17 protein-coding genes are annotated in these 18,795 nt (G+C 32.7%); 5 read left to right on the forward strand and 12 right to left on the reverse strand.

Annotation, left to right across the window (positions count from 1 at the left end; all coding sequences use genetic code 11):
* The first annotated feature begins 21 nt into the window (after positions 1–21).
* Entirely contained in the window at positions 22–855 is an 834-nt protein-coding gene (locus B0A68_RS24115) for an OmpA/MotB family protein (RefSeq protein ID WP_035680904.1), read from the forward strand.
* A 184-nt stretch (positions 856–1,039) separates the two neighbouring features.
* Here the strand turns inward: B0A68_RS24115 and B0A68_RS24120 are convergent, their stop codons facing one another.
* Entirely contained in the window at positions 1,040–1,660 is a 621-nt protein-coding gene (locus B0A68_RS24120; protein WP_035680901.1) for an L-threonylcarbamoyladenylate synthase, read from the reverse strand.
* Positions 1,661–1,804: 144 nt separating this feature from the next.
* Entirely contained in the window at positions 1,805–4,141 is a 2,337-nt protein-coding gene (locus B0A68_RS24125) for an ATP-dependent helicase (protein WP_035680898.1), read from the reverse strand.
* Positions 4,142–4,410: 269 nt separating this feature from the next.
* On the opposite strand from B0A68_RS24125, the gene B0A68_RS24130 reads away from it, so the two are divergent.
* Complete coding sequence (locus B0A68_RS24130; RefSeq protein WP_035680895.1) at positions 4,411–4,698, forward strand: type II toxin-antitoxin system RelE/ParE family toxin; 288 nt, start codon at positions 4,411–4,413, stop codon at positions 4,696–4,698.
* Here B0A68_RS24130 and B0A68_RS24135 read toward each other — a convergent pair.
* Both B0A68_RS24135 and B0A68_RS24140 read right to left on the reverse strand, forming a co-directional pair.
* The gene (locus B0A68_RS24135) at positions 4,675–4,974 is read right to left on the reverse strand and encodes a hypothetical protein (protein ID WP_035680892.1); all 300 of its coding nucleotides are present in this window, start codon (positions 4,972–4,974) and stop codon (positions 4,675–4,677) included. The genes B0A68_RS24130 and B0A68_RS24135 overlap by 24 nt on opposite strands.
* A 107-nt stretch (positions 4,975–5,081) precedes the next feature.
* Positions 5,082–5,849: a sulfite exporter TauE/SafE family protein gene (locus B0A68_RS24140; RefSeq protein ID WP_035680890.1), complete on the reverse strand. Its 768-nt coding sequence runs from the start codon at positions 5,847–5,849 to the stop codon at positions 5,082–5,084.
* Between the two features lie 122 nt (positions 5,850–5,971).
* On the opposite strand from B0A68_RS24140, the gene B0A68_RS24145 reads away from it, so the two are divergent.
* Entirely contained in the window at positions 5,972–6,493 is a 522-nt protein-coding gene (locus B0A68_RS24145; RefSeq protein WP_035680887.1) for a DUF7935 family protein, read from the forward strand.
* 21 nt (positions 6,494–6,514) lie between these two features.
* Here B0A68_RS24145 and B0A68_RS24150 read toward each other — a convergent pair whose 3' ends face one another.
* The 3 genes from B0A68_RS24150 to B0A68_RS24160 form a co-directional block, all read right to left on the reverse strand.
* Positions 6,515–6,949: a hypothetical protein gene (locus B0A68_RS24150; protein WP_035680884.1), complete on the reverse strand. Its 435-nt coding sequence runs from the start codon at positions 6,947–6,949 to the stop codon at positions 6,515–6,517.
* On the reverse strand, positions 6,950–7,855 hold the full coding sequence (locus B0A68_RS24155) for a patatin-like phospholipase family protein (RefSeq protein WP_035680882.1): 906 nt from the start codon (positions 7,853–7,855) through the stop codon (positions 6,950–6,952).
* A 110-nt stretch (positions 7,856–7,965) separates the two neighbouring features.
* Positions 7,966–10,026: a M1 family metallopeptidase gene (locus B0A68_RS24160; protein ID WP_035680879.1), complete on the reverse strand. Its 2,061-nt coding sequence runs from the start codon at positions 10,024–10,026 to the stop codon at positions 7,966–7,968.
* Between the two features lie 100 nt (positions 10,027–10,126).
* Here B0A68_RS24160 and B0A68_RS24165 point away from each other — a divergent pair, with 100 nt between their 5' ends.
* Positions 10,127–10,864, forward strand: a complete 738-nt coding sequence (locus B0A68_RS24165) for a Dph6-related ATP pyrophosphatase (protein ID WP_035687704.1) — start codon at positions 10,127–10,129, stop codon at positions 10,862–10,864.
* A gap of 4 nt (positions 10,865–10,868) precedes the next feature.
* Here the strand turns inward: B0A68_RS24165 and B0A68_RS24170 are convergent, their stop codons facing one another.
* The 5 genes from B0A68_RS24170 to B0A68_RS24190 form a co-directional block, all read right to left on the reverse strand.
* Positions 10,869–11,261, reverse strand: a complete 393-nt coding sequence (locus B0A68_RS24170) for a DUF4348 domain-containing protein (RefSeq protein WP_035680874.1) — start codon at positions 11,259–11,261, stop codon at positions 10,869–10,871.
* Positions 11,261–11,800 carry a DUF1697 domain-containing protein gene (locus B0A68_RS24175; protein ID WP_035680870.1) on the reverse strand — a complete coding sequence of 180 codons (540 nt, stop codon included), beginning with the start codon at positions 11,798–11,800 and terminating at the stop codon, positions 11,261–11,263. The genes B0A68_RS24170 and B0A68_RS24175 overlap by 1 nt, the downstream gene beginning before the upstream one ends.
* Before the next feature lie 47 nt (positions 11,801–11,847).
* Positions 11,848–14,091 (reverse strand): DUF6892 domain-containing protein, encoded by a 2,244-nt coding sequence (locus B0A68_RS24180; RefSeq protein ID WP_205623777.1) that lies wholly within the window; start codon positions 14,089–14,091, stop codon positions 11,848–11,850.
* 176 nt (positions 14,092–14,267) lie between these two features.
* Positions 14,268–15,548, reverse strand: coding sequence for a phosphatidylserine decarboxylase family protein (locus B0A68_RS24185; RefSeq protein WP_051892434.1), 1,281 nt, complete (start codon positions 15,546–15,548; stop codon positions 14,268–14,270).
* Positions 15,549–15,838: 290 nt separating this feature from the next.
* Positions 15,839–16,276: a hypothetical protein gene (locus B0A68_RS24190; protein WP_035680869.1), complete on the reverse strand. Its 438-nt coding sequence runs from the start codon at positions 16,274–16,276 to the stop codon at positions 15,839–15,841.
* A gap of 320 nt (positions 16,277–16,596) precedes the next feature.
* Here B0A68_RS24190 and recG point away from each other — a divergent pair, with 320 nt between their 5' ends.
* Positions 16,597–18,705, forward strand: a complete 2,109-nt coding sequence (gene recG / locus B0A68_RS24195) for an ATP-dependent DNA helicase RecG (protein WP_035680867.1) — start codon at positions 16,597–16,599, stop codon at positions 18,703–18,705.
* Positions 18,706–18,795: the final 90 nt, after the last annotated feature.

An 18,795-nucleotide genomic window follows, 5' to 3' on the forward strand; every position in this document is an offset into this window, starting at 1 on the left:
GTTTAATTAAATATAATACCTATGAGAAAAATAGTTGTCGCACTATCAGTATTAATGGCTTTAACGTCGTGTGTTTCAAAAAAGGAATATGCAGCTTTGGAAGCTAAAAACAAGGAAATTCAAGATTTATTAAATTCTTGTACTGTAAAACTTAATTCTTGCCTTGAAGAAAAAGCTGGATTGGCAGCTACAGCAGAAAGCTACAAACAACATAATCAAGACTTAATAAGCACATCTAAAGATTTAACTGTATTGACTACAAAAGGGGCTGAAAACCTTGAAAAATCATTAGAAAGCTTAAAAGAGAAAGATTTAAAAATATCTAGACTTCAAGATGCTTTAACCAAAAAAGACAGTGTTACACTTGCTTTAGTAACAAGCTTAAAAGGTGCTGTTGGGATTAATGATCCGGATATCGAAATCAATGTAGAAAAAGGTGTTGTATTTATTTCTATTGCAGATAAACTATTATTTAAAAGTGGTAGTTATGACGTAAGTGATAAAGCAAAATCTGTTTTAGCTAAAGTTGCAAAAGTTGTAAACGATAAACCAGATTTCGAATGTATGGTTGAAGGTCATACAGATGACGTACCATACAAAAGTAATGGTGTTTTGCTAGACAACTGGGACTTAAGTGTTAAGCGTTCTACCTCTATCGTACGTGTATTATCAGGTGAGCTAGGTGTTAATCCTGCTAAATTGATTGCTGCTGGTAGAAGTTCATATGTTCCTTTAGTAGCAAATGATTCTCCAGAAAACAAAGCACGTAACAGAAGAACTCGTATCGTGGTTATGCCAAAAATCGATCAATTTTATGATATGATTGAAAAAGAAATGAAGAAACAAGCGAAATAATCTCTTGTTTATTTATAAAAACAGAAAAAGCAGGTCAATTGACCTGCTTTTTTATGTATCCTTAATTTTTTTTATAAGCAATAAATCTAAATTAAGGATAGCATTATTTTAATTAACTAACTAAATTTTAACTACAATAAAGTTAGTTATTTATTTTATAAAATTATACAATTAAAGTTTTTTTTTACAAAATATCGATATTTCCTTTACCTTCTCTTACTACAACGGCCTCATGCTCTGATAAATCTATAATAGTAGACCCCACATTATCACCATATCCACCATCTATAACCAAATCTACAAGATTCTGCCATTTTTCAAAAATTAGTTCTGGATCTGTCGTATATTCTATTACATCATCTTCATCACGTATAGAAGTTGATACTACCGGATTCCCTAATTGTCTCACAATCTCCAAAATAATATTGTTATCGGGAACACGAATACCAACGGTAGTTTTCTTTTTAAATTCTTTTGGAAGATTATTATTTCCAGGCAAAATAAAAGTATAAGGCCCAGGCAAAGCTCTTTTTAAAATTTTGAAAGTAGCCGTATCGATCTGCCGAACATAATCTGAAAGATTACTTAAATCATGACATATAAATGAAAAATTTGCTTTTTCTAGTTTTACACCTTTAATTTTTGCAATTTTTTCTAATGCTCTTGAATTTGTAATATCACATCCTAAACCATAAACGGTATCAGTTGGATAAATTACTAAACCTCCGTTTTGAAGTACTTTTACCACTTTTGCTATAGCAGCTTCACTAGGTTTATCAGGATATATTTTTATGAACTCAGCCATTTTTCTTTTTTGTTTTAATTTGTTTCAGGTTTCAAGTTTGAGGTTAATATCGTTTAACCACAAAACTTTGAAGACTTTAAGATAAATTTATTTTCAAACCTAAGCAACCTGAAACCCGAAACTTAAAACTTGAAATATTTTTTCTTAACCTACGACATCTAATTTAGCAAATCTTAGAAGCAATTTCTTAATTCCGCCTACTTCAAATTTGATTTCAGCTTTTTTATCAGCTCCAACACCTTCTAAATTAACCACTTCGCCTTTTCCAAAACGCTCATGCATTACAATATTTCCAACCGTTAATTTGCTGTCAAATAAATTCGAATTACCGCTGCTTGGCGCATTTCCAGAAACAGGTTTCAGCTTTCGAATACCCAAATCTGGTTTAGGTTCATTATCTGTAATGTATTTAGGAGGTGTTCCTCCTACCGGTTTTGATAATCTGAGTTTGGATTTATCAACATCACCAAAAATATCACCATCTATTGGAGACTTATATCTGTAATTACTCTCTGCAGGAGTTAAATGTTCTAAATATTGAGGATCAATCTCTTCAATAAAACGAGAAGGTTCACTATCCGTTAATTTTCCCCAGCGGTAACGCGATTGTGCATAAGTCAAATAAGCCTGATGTTCTGCACGAGTTAAAGCCACATAAAACAAACGACGTTCTTCTTCCAGTTCGCTTCGTGTACTCATACTCATTGCACTCGGAAACAAATCCTCTTCCATTCCAACCACAAAAACATGAGGAAACTCAAGTCCTTTAGCCAAGTGTATTGTCATTAAAGCCACACGATCTTCATCGTTTGTATCTTTATCCAAATCAGTTGCAAGCGCTACATCCTCCATAAATTCAGATAATGCACCTCTTGCGCCGTCAATTTCTTTCTGACCTTCGGTAAAATCTTTAATACCATTTAAGAGCTCTTCTATATTCTGAATTTTCGCCATTCCTTCTGGAGTAGCATCTTTTTTCAATTCCTGAACTAAACCAGTTTTCTTAGCAACGTGATCTGTAATATAAAAAGCATCCTGATTCTGATCTATTACCTGAAAACTCTGAATCATAGTCACAAAATCTTTCAATTTGTTTTTCGTACCAGAATTTAGTTTTAAATCTATTTTATCAATATTAACCATTACTTCCCAAATCGAGCGTTTGTAGTGATTGGCTGCAATTGTTAGTTTTTCTACAGTAGTATCACCAATTCCACGTGCCGGATAATTGATCACACGAATCAAGGCTTCCTCGTCTTTTGGATTAATTACCAAACGCAGATAACACAAAACATCCTTAATTTCTTTACGCTGATAAAATGACAAACCTCCGTAAATTCTATACGGAATATCTCTTTTTCTTAAAGCATCCTCCATGGCACGAGATTGTGCATTGGTACGATACAAAATAGCAAAGGAACCATTATGAAGCTGATTTTGCATTTTCTGCTCAAAAATTGTGCTGGCTACAAAACGCCCTTCTTCGGCATCGGTCAAACTTCTGTGAATCTTTATCTTCGGACCAAAATCATTTGCCGTCCATACAATTTTATCCAGTTTGGTTTTATTATGGTCAATAATAGTATTTGCTGCTTCAACAATATTTCGTGTTGAACGGTAATTTTGTTCCAGCCTGAATGTTTTTACACCTTCATAATCTTTCTGGAAATTCAAAATATTATTAATGTTTGCTCCACGAAACGCATAAATACTCTGCGCATCATCTCCAACCACACAAATATTCTGAAATTTATCTGATAATGCCCTTACAATCAAATACTGAGAGTGATTCGTATCTTGGTACTCATCAACCAAAATATAACGAAAACGGTTTTGATACTTCGATAAAACCTCAGGAAAACGAGTAAGTAATTCATTGGTTTTCAATAATAAATCATCAAAATCCATTGCACCCGCTTTAAAACATCTCTCAACATACTGCTGATAAATATCTCCTAATCTTGGTTTTTTTGCCATTGCATCAGCTTCCACCAATTCCGGATTATTAAAGTAAGCTTTTACCGTAATCAAACTGTTTTTATAACTCGAAATCCTTCCTAAAACCTGTTTAGGTTTATATATATCGCGATCCAGCTGCATTTCTTTAATAATAGAAGAAATAAGGCGCTGTGAATCTTGCGAATCATAAATGGTAAAATTAGACGGATATCCTAAATGCTCTGATTCAGAACGAAGTATACGAGCAAAAATAGAGTGAAAAGTTCCCATCCAAAGATTTTTTGCTTCTGTTGGGCCCACAATATCAGAAATCCTGTGTTTCATTTCACGCGCCGCTTTATTGGTAAACGTAAGCGATAAAATGTTGAAAGCATCAACACCCTGATGCATCAAATAGGCAATCCTGATCGTTAACACACGCGTTTTTCCCGAACCTGCACCAGCAATAATAATCATTGGCCCATCTTTCTGCAAAACGGGTTCTCTCTGCGCTTCGTTGAGCTGGTCTATATATTTATGCATTTAATTTTCTCCTTTTATGCAAAAATAAGAATTAATACTCTAATTAGCTACTAAGATTCTGAGGTTCTGAGACGCTGAATTTTTTTTCTTTAGTAGCCAAACAATTGGCATTTTATTAAACACGGTTTCCCGCTTCGGCTTTATCTCTCCATTTCATTTCGAGGATACCGCCTCAATCGGGGCTAGTTTCAAACAATGGGCTTCTTTTAAATATTTTGAAAGAAAAAACTTAAAAAACTATATATTTGTAACACCTATTAAATTTATAAATGAATGTAGAAATAACAGAAATTGCAGAGAAAACTTTCTATCAAATTATCAGCAATTATAACGACTCTAAATCAGCTAAGTTCTCAAGCCAAACTCTTTCAGTTATTCAAATGATTGCGCAAAACAATCATATTGGTTCTAAATATAAAAAAACTTGCTTTCGTAAGTTTTTAATATCAAATCAAGTCTATTTATTTTATACAATCGAAAAACAAACTATATACATTGCTTTATTCTGGGATAATAAAAGAAATCCAACGGAGTTAGATGTTATACTTAATTTTTAATTTTTGTTTAAAATCTTCAAAATTAATAGTTCTGCCTGCTTTAATATCTTCCTCACTTTTTTGCAATTCCTGCATTAAAATTTCTTCTGGAAACAGTAAGGTTGTAATCAGCTTTACTTCTTGATGAGTAAAACTATTAGATTTTAATTTTCTGTAATACGTTGCATGCTTTAAGCCTAATTTCTGTATAAAGAAATCTGCTTTATAGTAGGATTTGCTTATCAATTCAGGCAGAGTATTAATGTAATTCTCGTAATTTTCGACTATTTCTATCATAAAATGATATTTTGAGTATTATTATTTAACAAAAATAATCTAATAAAATGATATTTAGCAGAAATATAAGTTAAATAAACCTTAGCCTCTCAGAGCCTTAGCACCTTCTATTTAAAAAACACATCATAGGCAAATCGAATCAATGTTCCTACTACAACTATCAAAAAGAAAATTCTAATAAAACCATTTCCTTTATTAATAGCGAGTTTTGCTCCAAGCCAGCCGCCAAGTCCGTTGCTGACTGCCATAGGAATTGCAATCGCCCAAATGATTTTTCCTTTGATCATAAACAAACAAATCGAGCCAAAATTTGTCGCCAGATTTACCATTTTAGCATTCGCAGAAGCGTGCAAAAAATCAAAACCCAGAAGCGCAATAAAGGCCACTACAAAAAAACTTCCGGTTCCGGGACCAATAAATCCATCATAAAAGCCAACAATTATACTAATTATAACGGCGTAAGTAATTTGTGTTGCAGCAGAATGGTCTTTTGCTGCATGCTGTCCGAAATTTTTCTTGGCATAAGTATAAACAAATAACAGAGATAAAACGACCAGCAAAAGCGGTTTCATAAAATCGTTGCTTACCAATGTTAATATTGTGGATCCTAAAAATGCTGACGGAACTGCGAGACACATCATAATTAAAAGCAATTTCCACTGAATGACTACTTTTTTAAGATACTGAAATGCTGCAAAAGCAGTACCAGTAAATGCTGGCATCTTTAGAGTTCCGATCACTGTAGAAACGGGAAGATTTGGCAGAAGAATTAATCCCATTGGAGTCTGGATTAAACCTCCTCCGCCAACAATTGCGTCAATAAAACCTGCAGCAAAAGCAGCGAGACATAGAAAAAATAATATAGATGAATCCATTTAGAAGTAAATTTCAATAACTTAAAACAAGTTGCAAAAGTAAGTTTTCCGTTTTGTTTATTACTTAAAATTTAAAGTGGATTTCTCCTCAAAAAGTATATTTTTGTTCAAAAATTACTAAAATGGATTTTAATAGAATTATCGAATTAGCAAGTTATACTTTGCCAGCCATTGTTACCGGATTTGTAGCTTACAGTTTTTTTGAACTTCACATAAAAAACAATGATAAAAAGCGCAATTTTTTATTAAACAGAGAAGCTCACAAAGAGTCATTACCAATCCGTTTGCAGGCATATGAGCGTATGACTTTATTTTTGGAGCGTATTAATTTAACCAAATTACTGATTAGAATTGCTCCAATTTCAAATGAAAAACATGATTATGAAAATTATGTAATCGATCAGATCGAACAAGAATTTGAACATAATCTGACACAGCAGATTTATATGTCTGACGAATGCTGGACTATTATTACAACAGCCAAAAATTCAACCATACAAATGATTCGCAAAGCTGCTATGAGCGACCGCGTAGACAGTGCTGATAAATTACGTGAAGTTATTTTACATGATTTATTAGAGAAACAATCACCAAGTAATGCCGCTTTGGGGTATATTAAAAATGAGGTTGCTGATCTTTGGTAAGAGTTATTAGGAATTGATATTTTAGATTGATTTTAAGATTGTTTGAGTCCAATCTTCATCTTTTTCAGAAATTATAATGGTTTTAAATCCATATTTTTCTCCTTCCATTTTTACTCCTTGCGAATCGTCGATATGAATATCGATATCAAACATTGGCGGAAATTTGGAACATTGAAAATCTAACTTTTTAATTTTCCTTAGGTGTTTCTGTTGATTTATAATGCAGTCAACAGAAATACCGTAAGAATAAAATATCCACTTTATTCTCCATTTACTTCTATATGAAGTAGTATAAATATAAATTTTATGCTTTTGTTTTTTTAATATCCGAAACAAATCTATTGTTCCTTTTCTTATTCTTTCAATTCCAAAAAGCTTATGAAATAAATTTATCTTTTCTAATGTAAATTTATTTTTGGCAATTAAAGTATCATCCAAATCGAAAGATATTTTCATTTACATGTTTCTGTTATCGCTCATCACTTCAGATTTATTTTGAGCGTATTCATATCCTTGCTCCCACCATTCTTTCATTACATCTTTATTGAAAATTAATGCATTGTCGGTTAGTTTTGTTGGAGTGTAATATAAGTTAAGTTTAACATTTTTATTATTTGCCATAAGTTTTCCTATAGCAATATCGTGTTTTTCCACCTGATCTAAAGCAATTCGGAACAAATCAATCATAAGTGAAAACGGATTTTTACCTATTACCATTTTATCCATATTCACTTCTGTTTCCAATATTATAACATCAATTTCTGTGGCACCGCGATTGATTGCTTCGCGAATCGGAACTAAGCTTGAAAATCCGCCGTCACCGTATTCAAAATTATCTTTTTCAACCAAACTCATAAACGGAACATAATTGCTAGAGATCCAAGACCAGTCGCAGAATTCTTCATATGTACAATCTTTTACCGATTTATATTCTGATTCATTCTTGGTAAAATTGGTCACTGTAATAACAACATCATTATTCAGCTTTTTCAATTTATTAAAATCAGATAATGAAAAATTATTTCTTATGTATTTTTTTAATCCTTTGCTTTCTCCAAAAGTTCTTTTTCCTTTAAAAAACTGACGAATTACATTAAAGTGATTGATCGTTACAATATCTACTCCATCTTTATTTTTGACTACAAACGGACAAATATTAAAAATACTTGCCATCGTTACATTCGTGTAAACGGAATGAATTTTTTTAATGTGTCCGAGAGCCAGATGCGGAATTAGTAAGCTTCCTGTCGAGGTTCCTAAAAATAAATCGTATTCGTGTTTCTTTTCTTCTATTAAATACTGTGCAACACCGCCGGCAAATGCGCCTTTACTACCGCCGCCAGAAATAACCAATGCTCTCATAAATTATAATGTAGGTTTTGTTTTTTGGGTTTTATTTTAGAGAAAAGAAAAAAGAACAAAGAACAAAGACTTTTCCATATTTTGATCTATTCTCTATATTCTATTCTCTTTTACTCTTTCAACAAACGATTCAATTGAAACTGTTCATCGGGGTTCAAATTAGGCAAAATTCTTTCAAACGAAGCACGCATTTCAGGATTTTTTAATAAAACTCGAATTGTATCTCTTCCAAATTTTGAAAACTGCCACATATGATGCGTGGTCGAACTCACTAAGTTACTCAAAACCTGATCGTTAATAATCTTAAAGGCGATCAGTTTTTCGAGCGCATTTTGTCTGGTTGTAGCCTCATATTTTGTAGAAGAGAAAGCAATCAATTCTGAGATTAATACTTCAGGATTTTCGCTGTAATTTTGCGTTGACAAAGCCAACGAAAGCCATAAGGTGCGAAGATTATAATCGTTAAAACCTATCCAGTTTTTAGATTTATCCAGATATTCTGCACGATGATCGGGAAAATTTCTCCACAGCCAATACAATGCAATTTCTTGTGTTTGATACGATTTATCATCAAGTAAAGTTTCATATGCTGTTCTAAAATCTTCTGGAATCTTGGTTAAAGAATTGGCAACGGCCTGACGCAGCTGCATATTATTTGATTGCAGAGCGGTTAGCAAAAATGGCTTTTTAGCTTCATACTTTTCATTTTCAATTTGATCAATAACAGCCACTTTTACAGTATAGTAAACATCTGAATCTAATGTTTTTTTCAAGAAAACTTCTTTTTCAGCAAGTGGTATTTTCTTCAATTTATCAACCTCTAATCTAAGCTGAATCGTTTTATTTTTGCTTAATAATTCATTTGCGGCTGCAGTATCAAAAGCAGTCGATTCGAGCCAGGTTTTTTGAAATTTATCCAAATCAAAATCAGATACTTTTTTAATTTCATCAAAGAAATTTTGAGTGTTTACATTTTGATAAGCATATTTATTCAAATAACTTTTAACGGCTTTTTTAAAAGCTTTATCACCAATCGATTCGTGCAAAACAAATAATGCCCAAGCTCCTTTTTCGTAAAAAGTAAGTGAACTTGCTTTGGCATTTAATACAGGGTTAGGATCTGTCCTGGAGGCAAATTTGATCTGTTGCGCTGTGTCGTATAATTTTGAATAAAAGTAATCGTCTCCAAAAATTTCTCTTTCTGCCAACGCCGCATAATAAGTTGCAAAACCTTCCTGAAGCCAGTGATGTGTACTGCTTTCGGCCGTAATTAAATCTCCAAACCAATGATGTGCCAGTTCATGAGCATCGACATTTGTATAATTTCGATCTTCAAAACCAATAGAATCAACTACATAACGGGTGGCAAAAAGCGTAGCAGTTGTATTTTCCATTCCGGCGTAAAGAAAATCACGAACTGGAATTTGTCTGTAAATTTTCCACGGATATTTTACTCCAATTTCTTTCTCCAAAAAATCAAAAATACGTTTAGAATAGCGGTAAGTATATTCAAAACGATTAGAATCTTTATTTTCTAAATAATATTCTAACGGAATTTTAGATTTCGCCTTAAATTCCTTTTTATCGTACTTTCCAATTGCAAGCATTAGTAAATAGGAACTCATTGGTTTTTCCATTTCGTACTGCCAATGAACTGAATTTCCGTTTGCTTTTTTCTCTTTTAAAATTCCGTTTGAAACGACCTGATATGCGGCATCATAAGTAATTCCGATATTAAAAATTACTTTTTCATTCACATCATCAAAACTCGGAAACCAATTACTTGTATATCTTCCCTGCCCTTGCGTCCAGATTTGCACTTCAGAACCTTCAATATCAATAAAATATAATGCTTGTTTTGGTTTTACAGTATAATTAAACGTGAGGTGATTTTGACCTTTCTCAAAATTTTTTATGATTTTAAGTTGTTTTGTGGTATTGAGAAAAATGACTTCTTTATTATTGATTTTAACGTTAGAAAACTCCATATTTTTTGCATCAAGGCTTATGGTGTCGGTCGTTTTTAAAATTTCAAAATCATAAGCAACAGCCCCTGCAACTGATCTTTGTTTTGGATCTAATGTTAATTGTCCTGAAACAGTTTTAAAATCAACATATTGAGTTTGTTGTGCAAAGATTAAGCTGGTAAAAAACAGGAAGATGTATTTCATTGAAAATAAATTAATGCCAAGATCCCAAAGTTACAAAGGTTTAAGTAACAAATCGAATGAAATTTGTATGTTTACTGCAGAAAATTACAACAACGTGTCAATACCAATAAAAGCCTTATTTAACTGGAGCAGCGGAAAAGATTCTGCACTTGCATTGTATAAAATCCTGCAAAATCCGGATTATAAAATCGAATGTTTAGTAACGAGTGTTAACCAGCAGTATCAGAGAATTTCTATGCATGGCGTTCGTGTTGAATTATTAGAAGCGCAAGCCAAAAGCATTGGTTTACCATTAAAAATTATTCAAATACCCGAAATGCCAACGATGGAAGTTTATGATAATATCATGCTCGAAACCTTGACTGAAATGAAAAATCAAGGTTTTACACATTCTGTTTTTGGTGATATTTTTCTGGAAGACTTACGCAAATATCGCGAAGATCAATTGGCTAAAGCAGGTTTTAAAGGCGTTTTTCCGCTTTGGAAAATTGAAACAAAAGATTTAATTCAAGAATTTATTACTTTAGGATTTAAAACAATTGTCGTTTGTGTGAACGAACGCTATTTAGACAAAAGTTTTGTCGGCCGAATTATCGATCAGGATTTTATAAATGATTTACCCGAAAATGTTGATGTCTGCGGTGAAAAAGGAGAGTTTCACACATTTACTTTTGATGGACCTATTTTCTCAGAACCAATTGATTTTGAAAAGGGTGAAATTGTCTATAGAAAATACGAAAGGCCTAAATCTGAAGATTTGTCAAATACCGCCTGCGATACCAATACCAGCGATGCTTTTGATTTCGGATTCTGGTATTGTGATTTGATAAAGAAATAAAATCTTAAGTCGACATATCAACCCAGGTTTTTAAATACCATAAACCTTTCTTTTGGATAAAGATATATTCTACAAAAATTCCGTTATCCTTGCCGCGTTGCTTTATAATAACGGTACTGTTTTTAGGAACATTTTTTTGCTGATACTGGCTTCCTTTATCATCTAGTCTGATCATTTTATAATCACTTTTAGCAATTACATAATCAACCAGTTCATAATCATCATTATTCATTTTTACCGTTAGAGGAAAATGAATTCTGCTCAATTGAAAATCCTGACTTTCTTTAAATTTCTTTAGAAAAGAGCTAAAAACCTCTTCTTTATAAACAGCTTTATTCTGCGCTGTTAATGAATTATTTAAAAGAAAAATACAAAAAAGAATTAGTGCTTTTTTCATTATTCTGAGTACATATTTAAAAGATTGGTAACGGTATTCCAGTTTCGAATTGTTGCCGTAACATTTAGTTTCTTCTCAATATATTTTTGATCAAATCTTGTTTTTCCGGCTCCAACCGCGTATTTAATAAAAATTTTATTTTCATCAATACTCGCTTCATCCGGCTTAAACTGACTGATTTTCAAATCATTAATATTTTCCTTTTTCAAAGCGATTGAAATAAAAGCAACATATAACTTTTTAGTGTCAATATCTTTTTCTTTTAAAAAGGGATTGTTTGCAAAACACAATTCGAGATCTTCTTTTGTAATGACAACGACTGGAACGTCATGTCCGAAGACTTTAAAAATTTCCTGTTTGATCTTAAAACCAACTTTTGAAGCATTTTCTTCACTATCAACAAAAACATTTCCCGATTGTAAATAGGTTCGAACATTCTGAAAACCAATATTTTCCAACATTGTTTTCAGAGCTTCCATTTTCATCATATTGTGGCCGGAAACATTGATACCGCGTAAAAGTGCTAAATGTGTTGTCATTTAAATAAGTTTTATCCAAAGATAAGTATTCTAATAAATTATAAAGTCTAAATATAGTCTGTTTCAATTCCCATTTTCTTAAGCTCATTAATCAGACTGTCATCTTCATCATAAAATAATTCTACTTTGGTGATGTTTTTAAAATTCTTAAAATCTTCTGCAGATTTAATATTAAAAGCATCATCTTCTCCATCCCAAAAACGGTATAATTCTAAGTAAATATCATCTCCACCATCTTGAATTATTTCTGTTATTTCGTCTGCAAATTTCTTATCAATTTCAAGCTTTTCAAAATATTCGGTTACTTCCGGAATAAAATCATAGCCTTCTTCTTCAATATCAATTTCTCTTTTATCATAGATTTCTACAAACTCATACAAATCAAATTTAGGAAGCAGCAGTTCTTTTTCGTACATCAGAATCTGGATAACTGCGAGCTTAAAATTAAAATCTTTAAATTCTATTTTTTCTCCTTCAATTTTTTGAAAGTCATATTTATCAGATTTTACTTTTACTTTAGGTTCATACACTTCTTCAAAAGTTTCAATGTCAAATTTCTCTAAAAAAGCATTTAATTTCTTTCCGAATTTTTCTTTGGCATTAGCAATAATTAATTCTGTTTCTTCTTCTGTATCAACAGCATCCAGACCAAAATTTTCTTTTACCCAATTAACAAATTCTTCTTTATTTTCACTTTCCTCATATTCTTCGTCATCTCTATAGAAATAAATATTTTCGTGATCGACAGAAATTTCGGTATCGTAAGTAAGCAGCCTAATAAAATCTTGAGTGTTTTCTGCCACGACATGAATGCCGCCTTCATCACCAAAAACTACAATTGGACAATTATTTAAATCCTTATCTGTAAGCCAATACGCATAGGAACTTCCTGATCCGTTGGCAGTGGCAAATTCGATAAAACTATTATAGAATTCTTCGTCTTCAGACCATGTTTTTAATCCTGTTTTAGAATTGAAGGCATATAAATAAAACGATTCAGAAAATGACTCTCCGCCAAATTGAGACTGAAATTCAAATAATTTCAGTAAATCATCAGGCGCTTTAGATGTTCCAAACTGCACTAAAAATTCATCAAGAGATAATTTATCTTCTTCTTCTTCTTCCTCATAGGTTTCAGGCTCATCATATTGAGCAAGACTTTCTTGATTCAATATTTCAAATGCTTCTTTAACAGCATTTTTTATAGCATAATATTCGATTCCGACCGCTGTTTCATTATTAATCCATTGGTATTTAGTGTTTTCTTCTTCGTCAAGATATTCTAACAAAAGTGTTATTTCTTTTGTATCAATACTCCATAATGCACGCATTCTAATATCAAATCCATTTCCAATCGTTGCTGCGATCTGGCAGTACTGCTCTCCTTCGTGAGAAAACTTAACAAAACTATATTTTGAGATTCCTTCTTCAACATACAAACTTCCATCTTTTATGGTAACTTCATTATCTAATAATGTTTGTATCATAACTGCAAACTCCTCACGAAAATTGGTATATAAATATCGCTCTTCTTTGCTGTGGTCAATAAGCGAAAGGCCTTCTTTAAAAACCTTTTCGTAATAATCAGAAGTTAGTGTTTCTCTATTGTAATCTGCAGATTGTTCAATATATAAATCGTTTACAATATCAGATAATTTATGAGTAGAGGGAAAATAACTTTCTATCATAATAGTTTCTCCATCTCCTGTGCTGAGTCTGCTGCAGATTGTTACATCAGGACGATTTGCACTAATAACAGCCTGAACGTTGTTAAAACTTTCAAAATGCATAACCATATCATCGCTGTAGATCAGCCAGGCACTAGACTCGCCTTTTACAAAAAGTTCGCCATGATTGTATTCTCCAAAAAGCGAATCGCATTGCACACCGCCTCCAAGATAATGCACGCTGCCAAACAATGTAATATTTATAGTTATGGTTTTGCCGAATACTATCAATGCAGGGGAATTGTCTGTATCGTATGAACTGATTAATTTATTCACTACTAAATTTCCTTTAAAAATAAAACCAAGTATAAAAACATCTGCATGTTCTTCTGTACTGTAATCCATTTCAAACGAATCCATTTCTACATCTCTTTCTGCCAATAGAAATATTGCATTGTCTTCATAATCAGGAAAACGCCATGTATCTTCAAAAACATTGTAGATTTTTTGATCTTTAAAGTCTGTCAGATTTCCAATAATTTCGTGGGCTTCTTGTCTGTTAATCACTTTAAATTCTACTCCGCTAAACTTCATATTTTCAAAAGGCTTATTTTCTTCTTTCATTATTATACTATAGAATTAGGTATAGGTGGATTGTATTTAATTTTAAGTAAACGATGTTCAAATATATAAATTCATTTTTGTTTGAATGCTGCTATATTTTAACCAATTCGATAATAATGTCCAAAAAAAACTCCGCCAGAAAACTGACGGAGCGCTATAAAAAGCAGGATTATATTTTATAATACTGTTGCAATCTTAGATTTTAAGGGAATATTTTTAGAATTTAATCCTGGTTTTTGTCCGTGCATATCAAAATCTAATTGAACTTTCGGACCAAAGAACAGGCAATGTGTCGAACCTCCAAAATGAAACATTCCTAATTGATCCCCTTTGTTTACATGCTGTCCTTCGTACACAGTGATTTCGCACGAAGAAACTTCTGCCATACCAACTGGCATAAAACACATTAAGCCAATTTTCGGATTATCTGCCTGAATATAAATAAGGGCTCGTGTAGCCAATTCGGTAATATATCCTTGAGAATTATTTGGTCCGGCATCATCATACCCTTCAGAAATGGCTTCTGCATAATAAGTTCCGTCAACAGTGTAAGCTTTAACGATAGTTCCGCTAACCGGGCTGTGCCATCTATGATAACTTAAAGCACTTAAAAAAGCCTGATAAATAGTACCGCCTATAAATTTTTCTGTAAAAGAATCTCCTGCCATCATATATTCTACAGAATAAGGCTGTGCTTTTATCCAGAATTTAGTTTTGGCTTCAACATTTTTAGCAATTCTATAAGGCGCAGATTCACAGGCATTGGCAATAACATTATTATCATTTGGACTTGCTACAGGACGTTGTCCAGGTCTGAACTCACGAGTAAAAAAATTATCCCATGAGGTAAAGCCGTGGTGTTCTAAGTTAGGATCACAAACAAATTCAGTATCAAAATTGGGCATTGCCTGCATGGCATCTTTACCAAACCAGCCGCTTTTTGGGTCTTTATTTAAAACCGCGCATGAATCTGATGATTTTAAGAAAATCGCCCATTCGTTTAACATCTTTTTAAATTGTTCGTTTACTTTTTTATTGAGAAAAGCTGCGTAACCAGCTTCAGTTCCCATTGACCAGTCCAGAATTGCATTTATAGGAAAACCAACAACTCCGGTGGTATTAAACTCTGGGGCATGAGTCATAATGGTGTTGAATAACTGAAGCATATGATGATAATCACGTACTTGTCTATGCCCGCTTGGATCTTTTCGATACTTTTTTGGCACCTGACTGAACATCAGATTAAAATACATAAAAATTTCAGGATCATTTTCTATAAAATCCTTAAATTCAGAAATAACAGGTAATAATTCTTTTGGATTCTTATCTGTTTTTTCAATTAAATCGTTCATCCAATTGCGAAGGAAATTTTGGTCTGAAGGAAGCCAGTTTCCAACTCTAAATGGAGTCTGGATGTCATTTTCTTCGATTGTTTCTGCAAATTTGATTGTTTCCATGGTTAAAAAATTAAAAATTAGATTAAATTGTTTTTTGGTGTTTGTTAAGGAAATAGAATTTATTTTTAAATTAAAATCCTACAAAACAAATGTACAAATGTGTGAGAATAAACCGAAACTTTACTTGTGTTATAATTAAAAATCAGGTATTTATACGGGTATAATCTTCAAACAATTTTTGCGAAAATTCAATTCTGGGTTTTCTTTAATAATCTAATTATATAGGAAACAAAAAACTCCGCCAGAAAACTGACGGAGTTTTAAAAAAAATATGAATTAGTAAGCTTTACTCAATATATCATCCTTTCGTAAGTTAAAAGAGGACCATCACAATTACCCCATGTACTAAATAATTTCCCAACTGAATGAATGATGTATAAATTTTCTTTTAGATTTGAATTACATGATCCGATTATCTCATTTTGTGTGGCATAAGTCAATTCAAATTGAGTTTGCTCCAGTGTTTTATTCATTACAAATGTTCCCGATTCTTTTGTAGTTTTACCGTCTTTTACTCTTATTTTAGAAAAAGTTCCGTTGGGAGTAAGGATATAAGCCTCCTGCCATTCTAAAACACTTATCGAATTTGCAGCAGGATTTTTATTTCTGTTCATTACTGTTAACTGCCAGGTTCCATAATAATCAACAGCTGTGTTTTTCTCATCTTTATCATTAGAACATGACACCATGCTTAAAATCAGCATTAATAGAATTCCAAGTTTCTTCATTTTAATAGTTTTTACGGTTATATTAATAAGATTAGTTCCTCTTAAAATGGTTGCGTCAAAATAGACAACTTAATACTAACTTAATATTGCAACCTGATTTTTAAGAAATTTTAGATTTTTAAAATCATTAACAAAGACTTATCTTCGCGAGTTAAAAAATCTTAGCGGTTGGGGGAAGAGGAAAGATGGGAAGAGGAAAGAGACAAGATGAAAGATGAAAGAGGAAAGAGACAAGATGAAAGAGACAAGATGAAAGATGGAAAAGTACAATAAACAGCTAAAAACAATAAACAACTATCAACAATTAACTAAAAACTAAAATGTCTAACAATCTCTTGGAAACTCCCATAGAATACTTAAAAGGTGTTGGTCCCAGCCGTGGTCAGCTGCTTCGTAAGGAATTGGGAATTCATAAATATGGAGATTTAGTCAATTTTTTTCCGAATAGATATATTGACAGGACGCGTTATTATAAAATTAATGAACTTCAAAATACAGGCTCAGAAGTTCAGATCATTGGCAAAATAATCAATATAAAAACGGTAGAATTTGCCAAGAATAAAAAACGTCTGGTTGCTTCTTTTGTAGATGATACGGGACAGATCGATCTAAATTGGTTTCAGGGACATAAGTGGATCCGTGAAAGTCTAAAACTCAATGAAGTCTGTGTTGTTTTTGGAAAATGTTCTCTTTATGGAAGTCAGTTTAGTATGGCACACCCGGAAATTGAACTGCTGAGTGAGCACGAAAAAAGTCTTCGTTCTGCCATGCAGCCTGTGTATCCATCTACAGAAACATTAGCCAATCGCGGTATTTCGAACAGAACGATTAATAAGTTAATGGAACAGTTGTTTATCGAAACACAAGCTCTATTTACAGAGACTTTTCCAGTTTATTTAGTAGAAGAACTGAAGTTAATTTCAAAAAAAGCGGCTTTATTCAATATCCATTTTCCCAAAAGCACCGAGGTTTTGGCGAAAGCCCAATTCAGATTAAAATTTGAAGAATTATTCTTTATTCAATTGCAATTGATCACCAAGAATTTGATTCGAAAACATAAAATCAAAGGACATCCTTTTACCTCTGTTGGAGAATTTTTCAATGAATTTTATCAAAATCACCTTCCGTTTAATCTAACAAATGCTCAAAAAAGAGTAATAAAAGAAATTCGTTCAGATATGGGAAGCAATGCCCAAATGAACAGGTTATTGCAGGGAGATGTTGGTTCAGGAAAAACTATTGTTGCTTTTATGAGTATGCTTTTGGCACTAGACAATGGTTTTCAGGCTTGTTTAATGGCACCAACAGAAATTCTCGCCAATCAGCATTTTATTGGTTTATCTGAACTGGCCAATACTTTAAATATCAACATTAAAATATTAACGGGATCTTCCAAAACTGCAGCTCGAAAAATCATTCATGAGGAACTCGAAAACGGAAGCCTGCAAATTTTAATTGGTACTCATGCCCTATTGGAAGACAAAGTAAAATTTAAAAACTTAGGTTTAGCCGTAATAGATGAGCAGCATCGATTTGGAGTCGAACAACGTTCTAAATTGTGGAAAAAAAACGAAATTCCACCGCATGTTCTTGTGATGACAGCAACTCCAATTCCGAGAACTTTAGCGATGAGTTTATATGGAGATCTGGATATTTCGGTTATTGATGAGCTGCCTCCGGGAAGAAAACCAATTGAAACTGCACATCGTTATGATACTAACCGCTTAAAAGTTTGGAAATTCCTTCGTGATGAAATCGCAAAAGGAAGACAAATTTATATTGTTTATCCGTTAATTCAGGAATCTGAAAAAATGGATTACAAAGATTTAATGGACGGTTACGAAAGTATATCTCGTGATTTTCCGCTGCCGCAATATTCTATTTCTATCCTGCACGGAAAAATGAAACCTGCAGATAAAGATTCTGAGATGAAACGTTTCTCTGAAGGCAAAACCAATATTATGGTCGCTACAACCGTAATTGAGGTTGGTGTAAACGTACCAAATGCGAGTGTAATGATTATAGAAAGTGCCGAACGTTTTGGATTATCACAACTGCACCAGCTACGCGGGCGTGTTGGCCGAGGTGCCGAACAAAGTTATTGTATCTTAATGACCAGCCATAAATTAAGTTCAGACAGCAAAACCAGAATGGAAACAATGGTACAGACTAATGATGGTTTTGAAATTGCCGAAGTCGATCTTAAACTCCGCGGACCCGGAGACTTAATGGGAACCCAGCAAAGCGGTGTCCTAAACCTGCAGATTGCCGATATTGTACGTGATCGCGATATTTTATCCTTAGCCAGAAATTATGCTATGAAAATCCTAAAAGAAGATGCACCATTACAAAAACCTGAACACGCTATCCTAAAAGCTGTTTTTATAGAACTTACCAAAAAGAAAAGTATCTGGAATTATATTTCATAATTGCCAAGTTTTTTAAATTTCAAGACTAAAAGTTTTTAAATCATTTACAATCAAATATTTACAAATTCAAAACAATACAAAGTCAAAAAT

Origin of the sequence: Flavobacterium reichenbachii (assembly GCF_002217435.1) — a bacterium.
GTDB lineage: Bacteria > Bacteroidota > Bacteroidia > Flavobacteriales > Flavobacteriaceae > Flavobacterium > Flavobacterium reichenbachii.

Bases quoted from the DNA above. Each gene is read 5' to 3' on its own strand.
- B0A68_RS24130 (WP_035680895.1), top strand. From the start codon at position 4,411: ATGAATGTAGAAATAACAGAAATTGCAGAGAAAACTTTCTATCAAATT.
- B0A68_RS24180 (WP_205623777.1), bottom strand. From the start codon at position 14,091: ATGAAAGAAGAAAATAAGCCTTTTGAAAATATGAAGTTTAGCGGAGTA.
- recG (WP_035680867.1), top strand. From the start codon at position 16,597: ATGTCTAACAATCTCTTGGAAACTCCCATAGAATACTTAAAAGGTGTT.
- B0A68_RS24175 (WP_035680870.1), bottom strand. From the start codon at position 11,800: ATGACAACACATTTAGCACTTTTACGCGGTATCAATGTTTCCGGCCAC.
- B0A68_RS24140 (WP_035680890.1), bottom strand. From the start codon at position 5,849: ATGGATTCATCTATATTATTTTTTCTATGTCTCGCTGCTTTTGCTGCA.
- B0A68_RS24155 (WP_035680882.1), bottom strand. From the start codon at position 7,855: ATGAGAGCATTGGTTATTTCTGGCGGCGGTAGTAAAGGCGCATTTGCC.
- B0A68_RS24160 (WP_035680879.1), bottom strand. From the start codon at position 10,026: ATGAAATACATCTTCCTGTTTTTTACCAGCTTAATCTTTGCACAACAA.
- B0A68_RS24150 (WP_035680884.1), bottom strand. From the start codon at position 6,949: ATGAAAATATCTTTCGATTTGGATGATACTTTAATTGCCAAAAATAAA.
- B0A68_RS24135 (WP_035680892.1), bottom strand. From the start codon at position 4,974: ATGATAGAAATAGTCGAAAATTACGAGAATTACATTAATACTCTGCCT.
- B0A68_RS24120 (WP_035680901.1), bottom strand. From the start codon at position 1,660: ATGGCTGAGTTCATAAAAATATATCCTGATAAACCTAGTGAAGCTGCT.
- B0A68_RS24125 (WP_035680898.1), bottom strand. From the start codon at position 4,141: ATGCATAAATATATAGACCAGCTCAACGAAGCGCAGAGAGAACCCGTT.
- B0A68_RS24145 (WP_035680887.1), top strand. From the start codon at position 5,972: ATGGATTTTAATAGAATTATCGAATTAGCAAGTTATACTTTGCCAGCC.
- B0A68_RS24190 (WP_035680869.1), bottom strand. From the start codon at position 16,276: ATGAAGAAACTTGGAATTCTATTAATGCTGATTTTAAGCATGGTGTCA.
- B0A68_RS24185 (WP_051892434.1), bottom strand. From the start codon at position 15,548: ATGGAAACAATCAAATTTGCAGAAACAATCGAAGAAAATGACATCCAG.
- B0A68_RS24115 (WP_035680904.1), top strand. From the start codon at position 22: ATGAGAAAAATAGTTGTCGCACTATCAGTATTAATGGCTTTAACGTCG.
- B0A68_RS24170 (WP_035680874.1), bottom strand. From the start codon at position 11,261: ATGAAAAAAGCACTAATTCTTTTTTGTATTTTTCTTTTAAATAATTCA.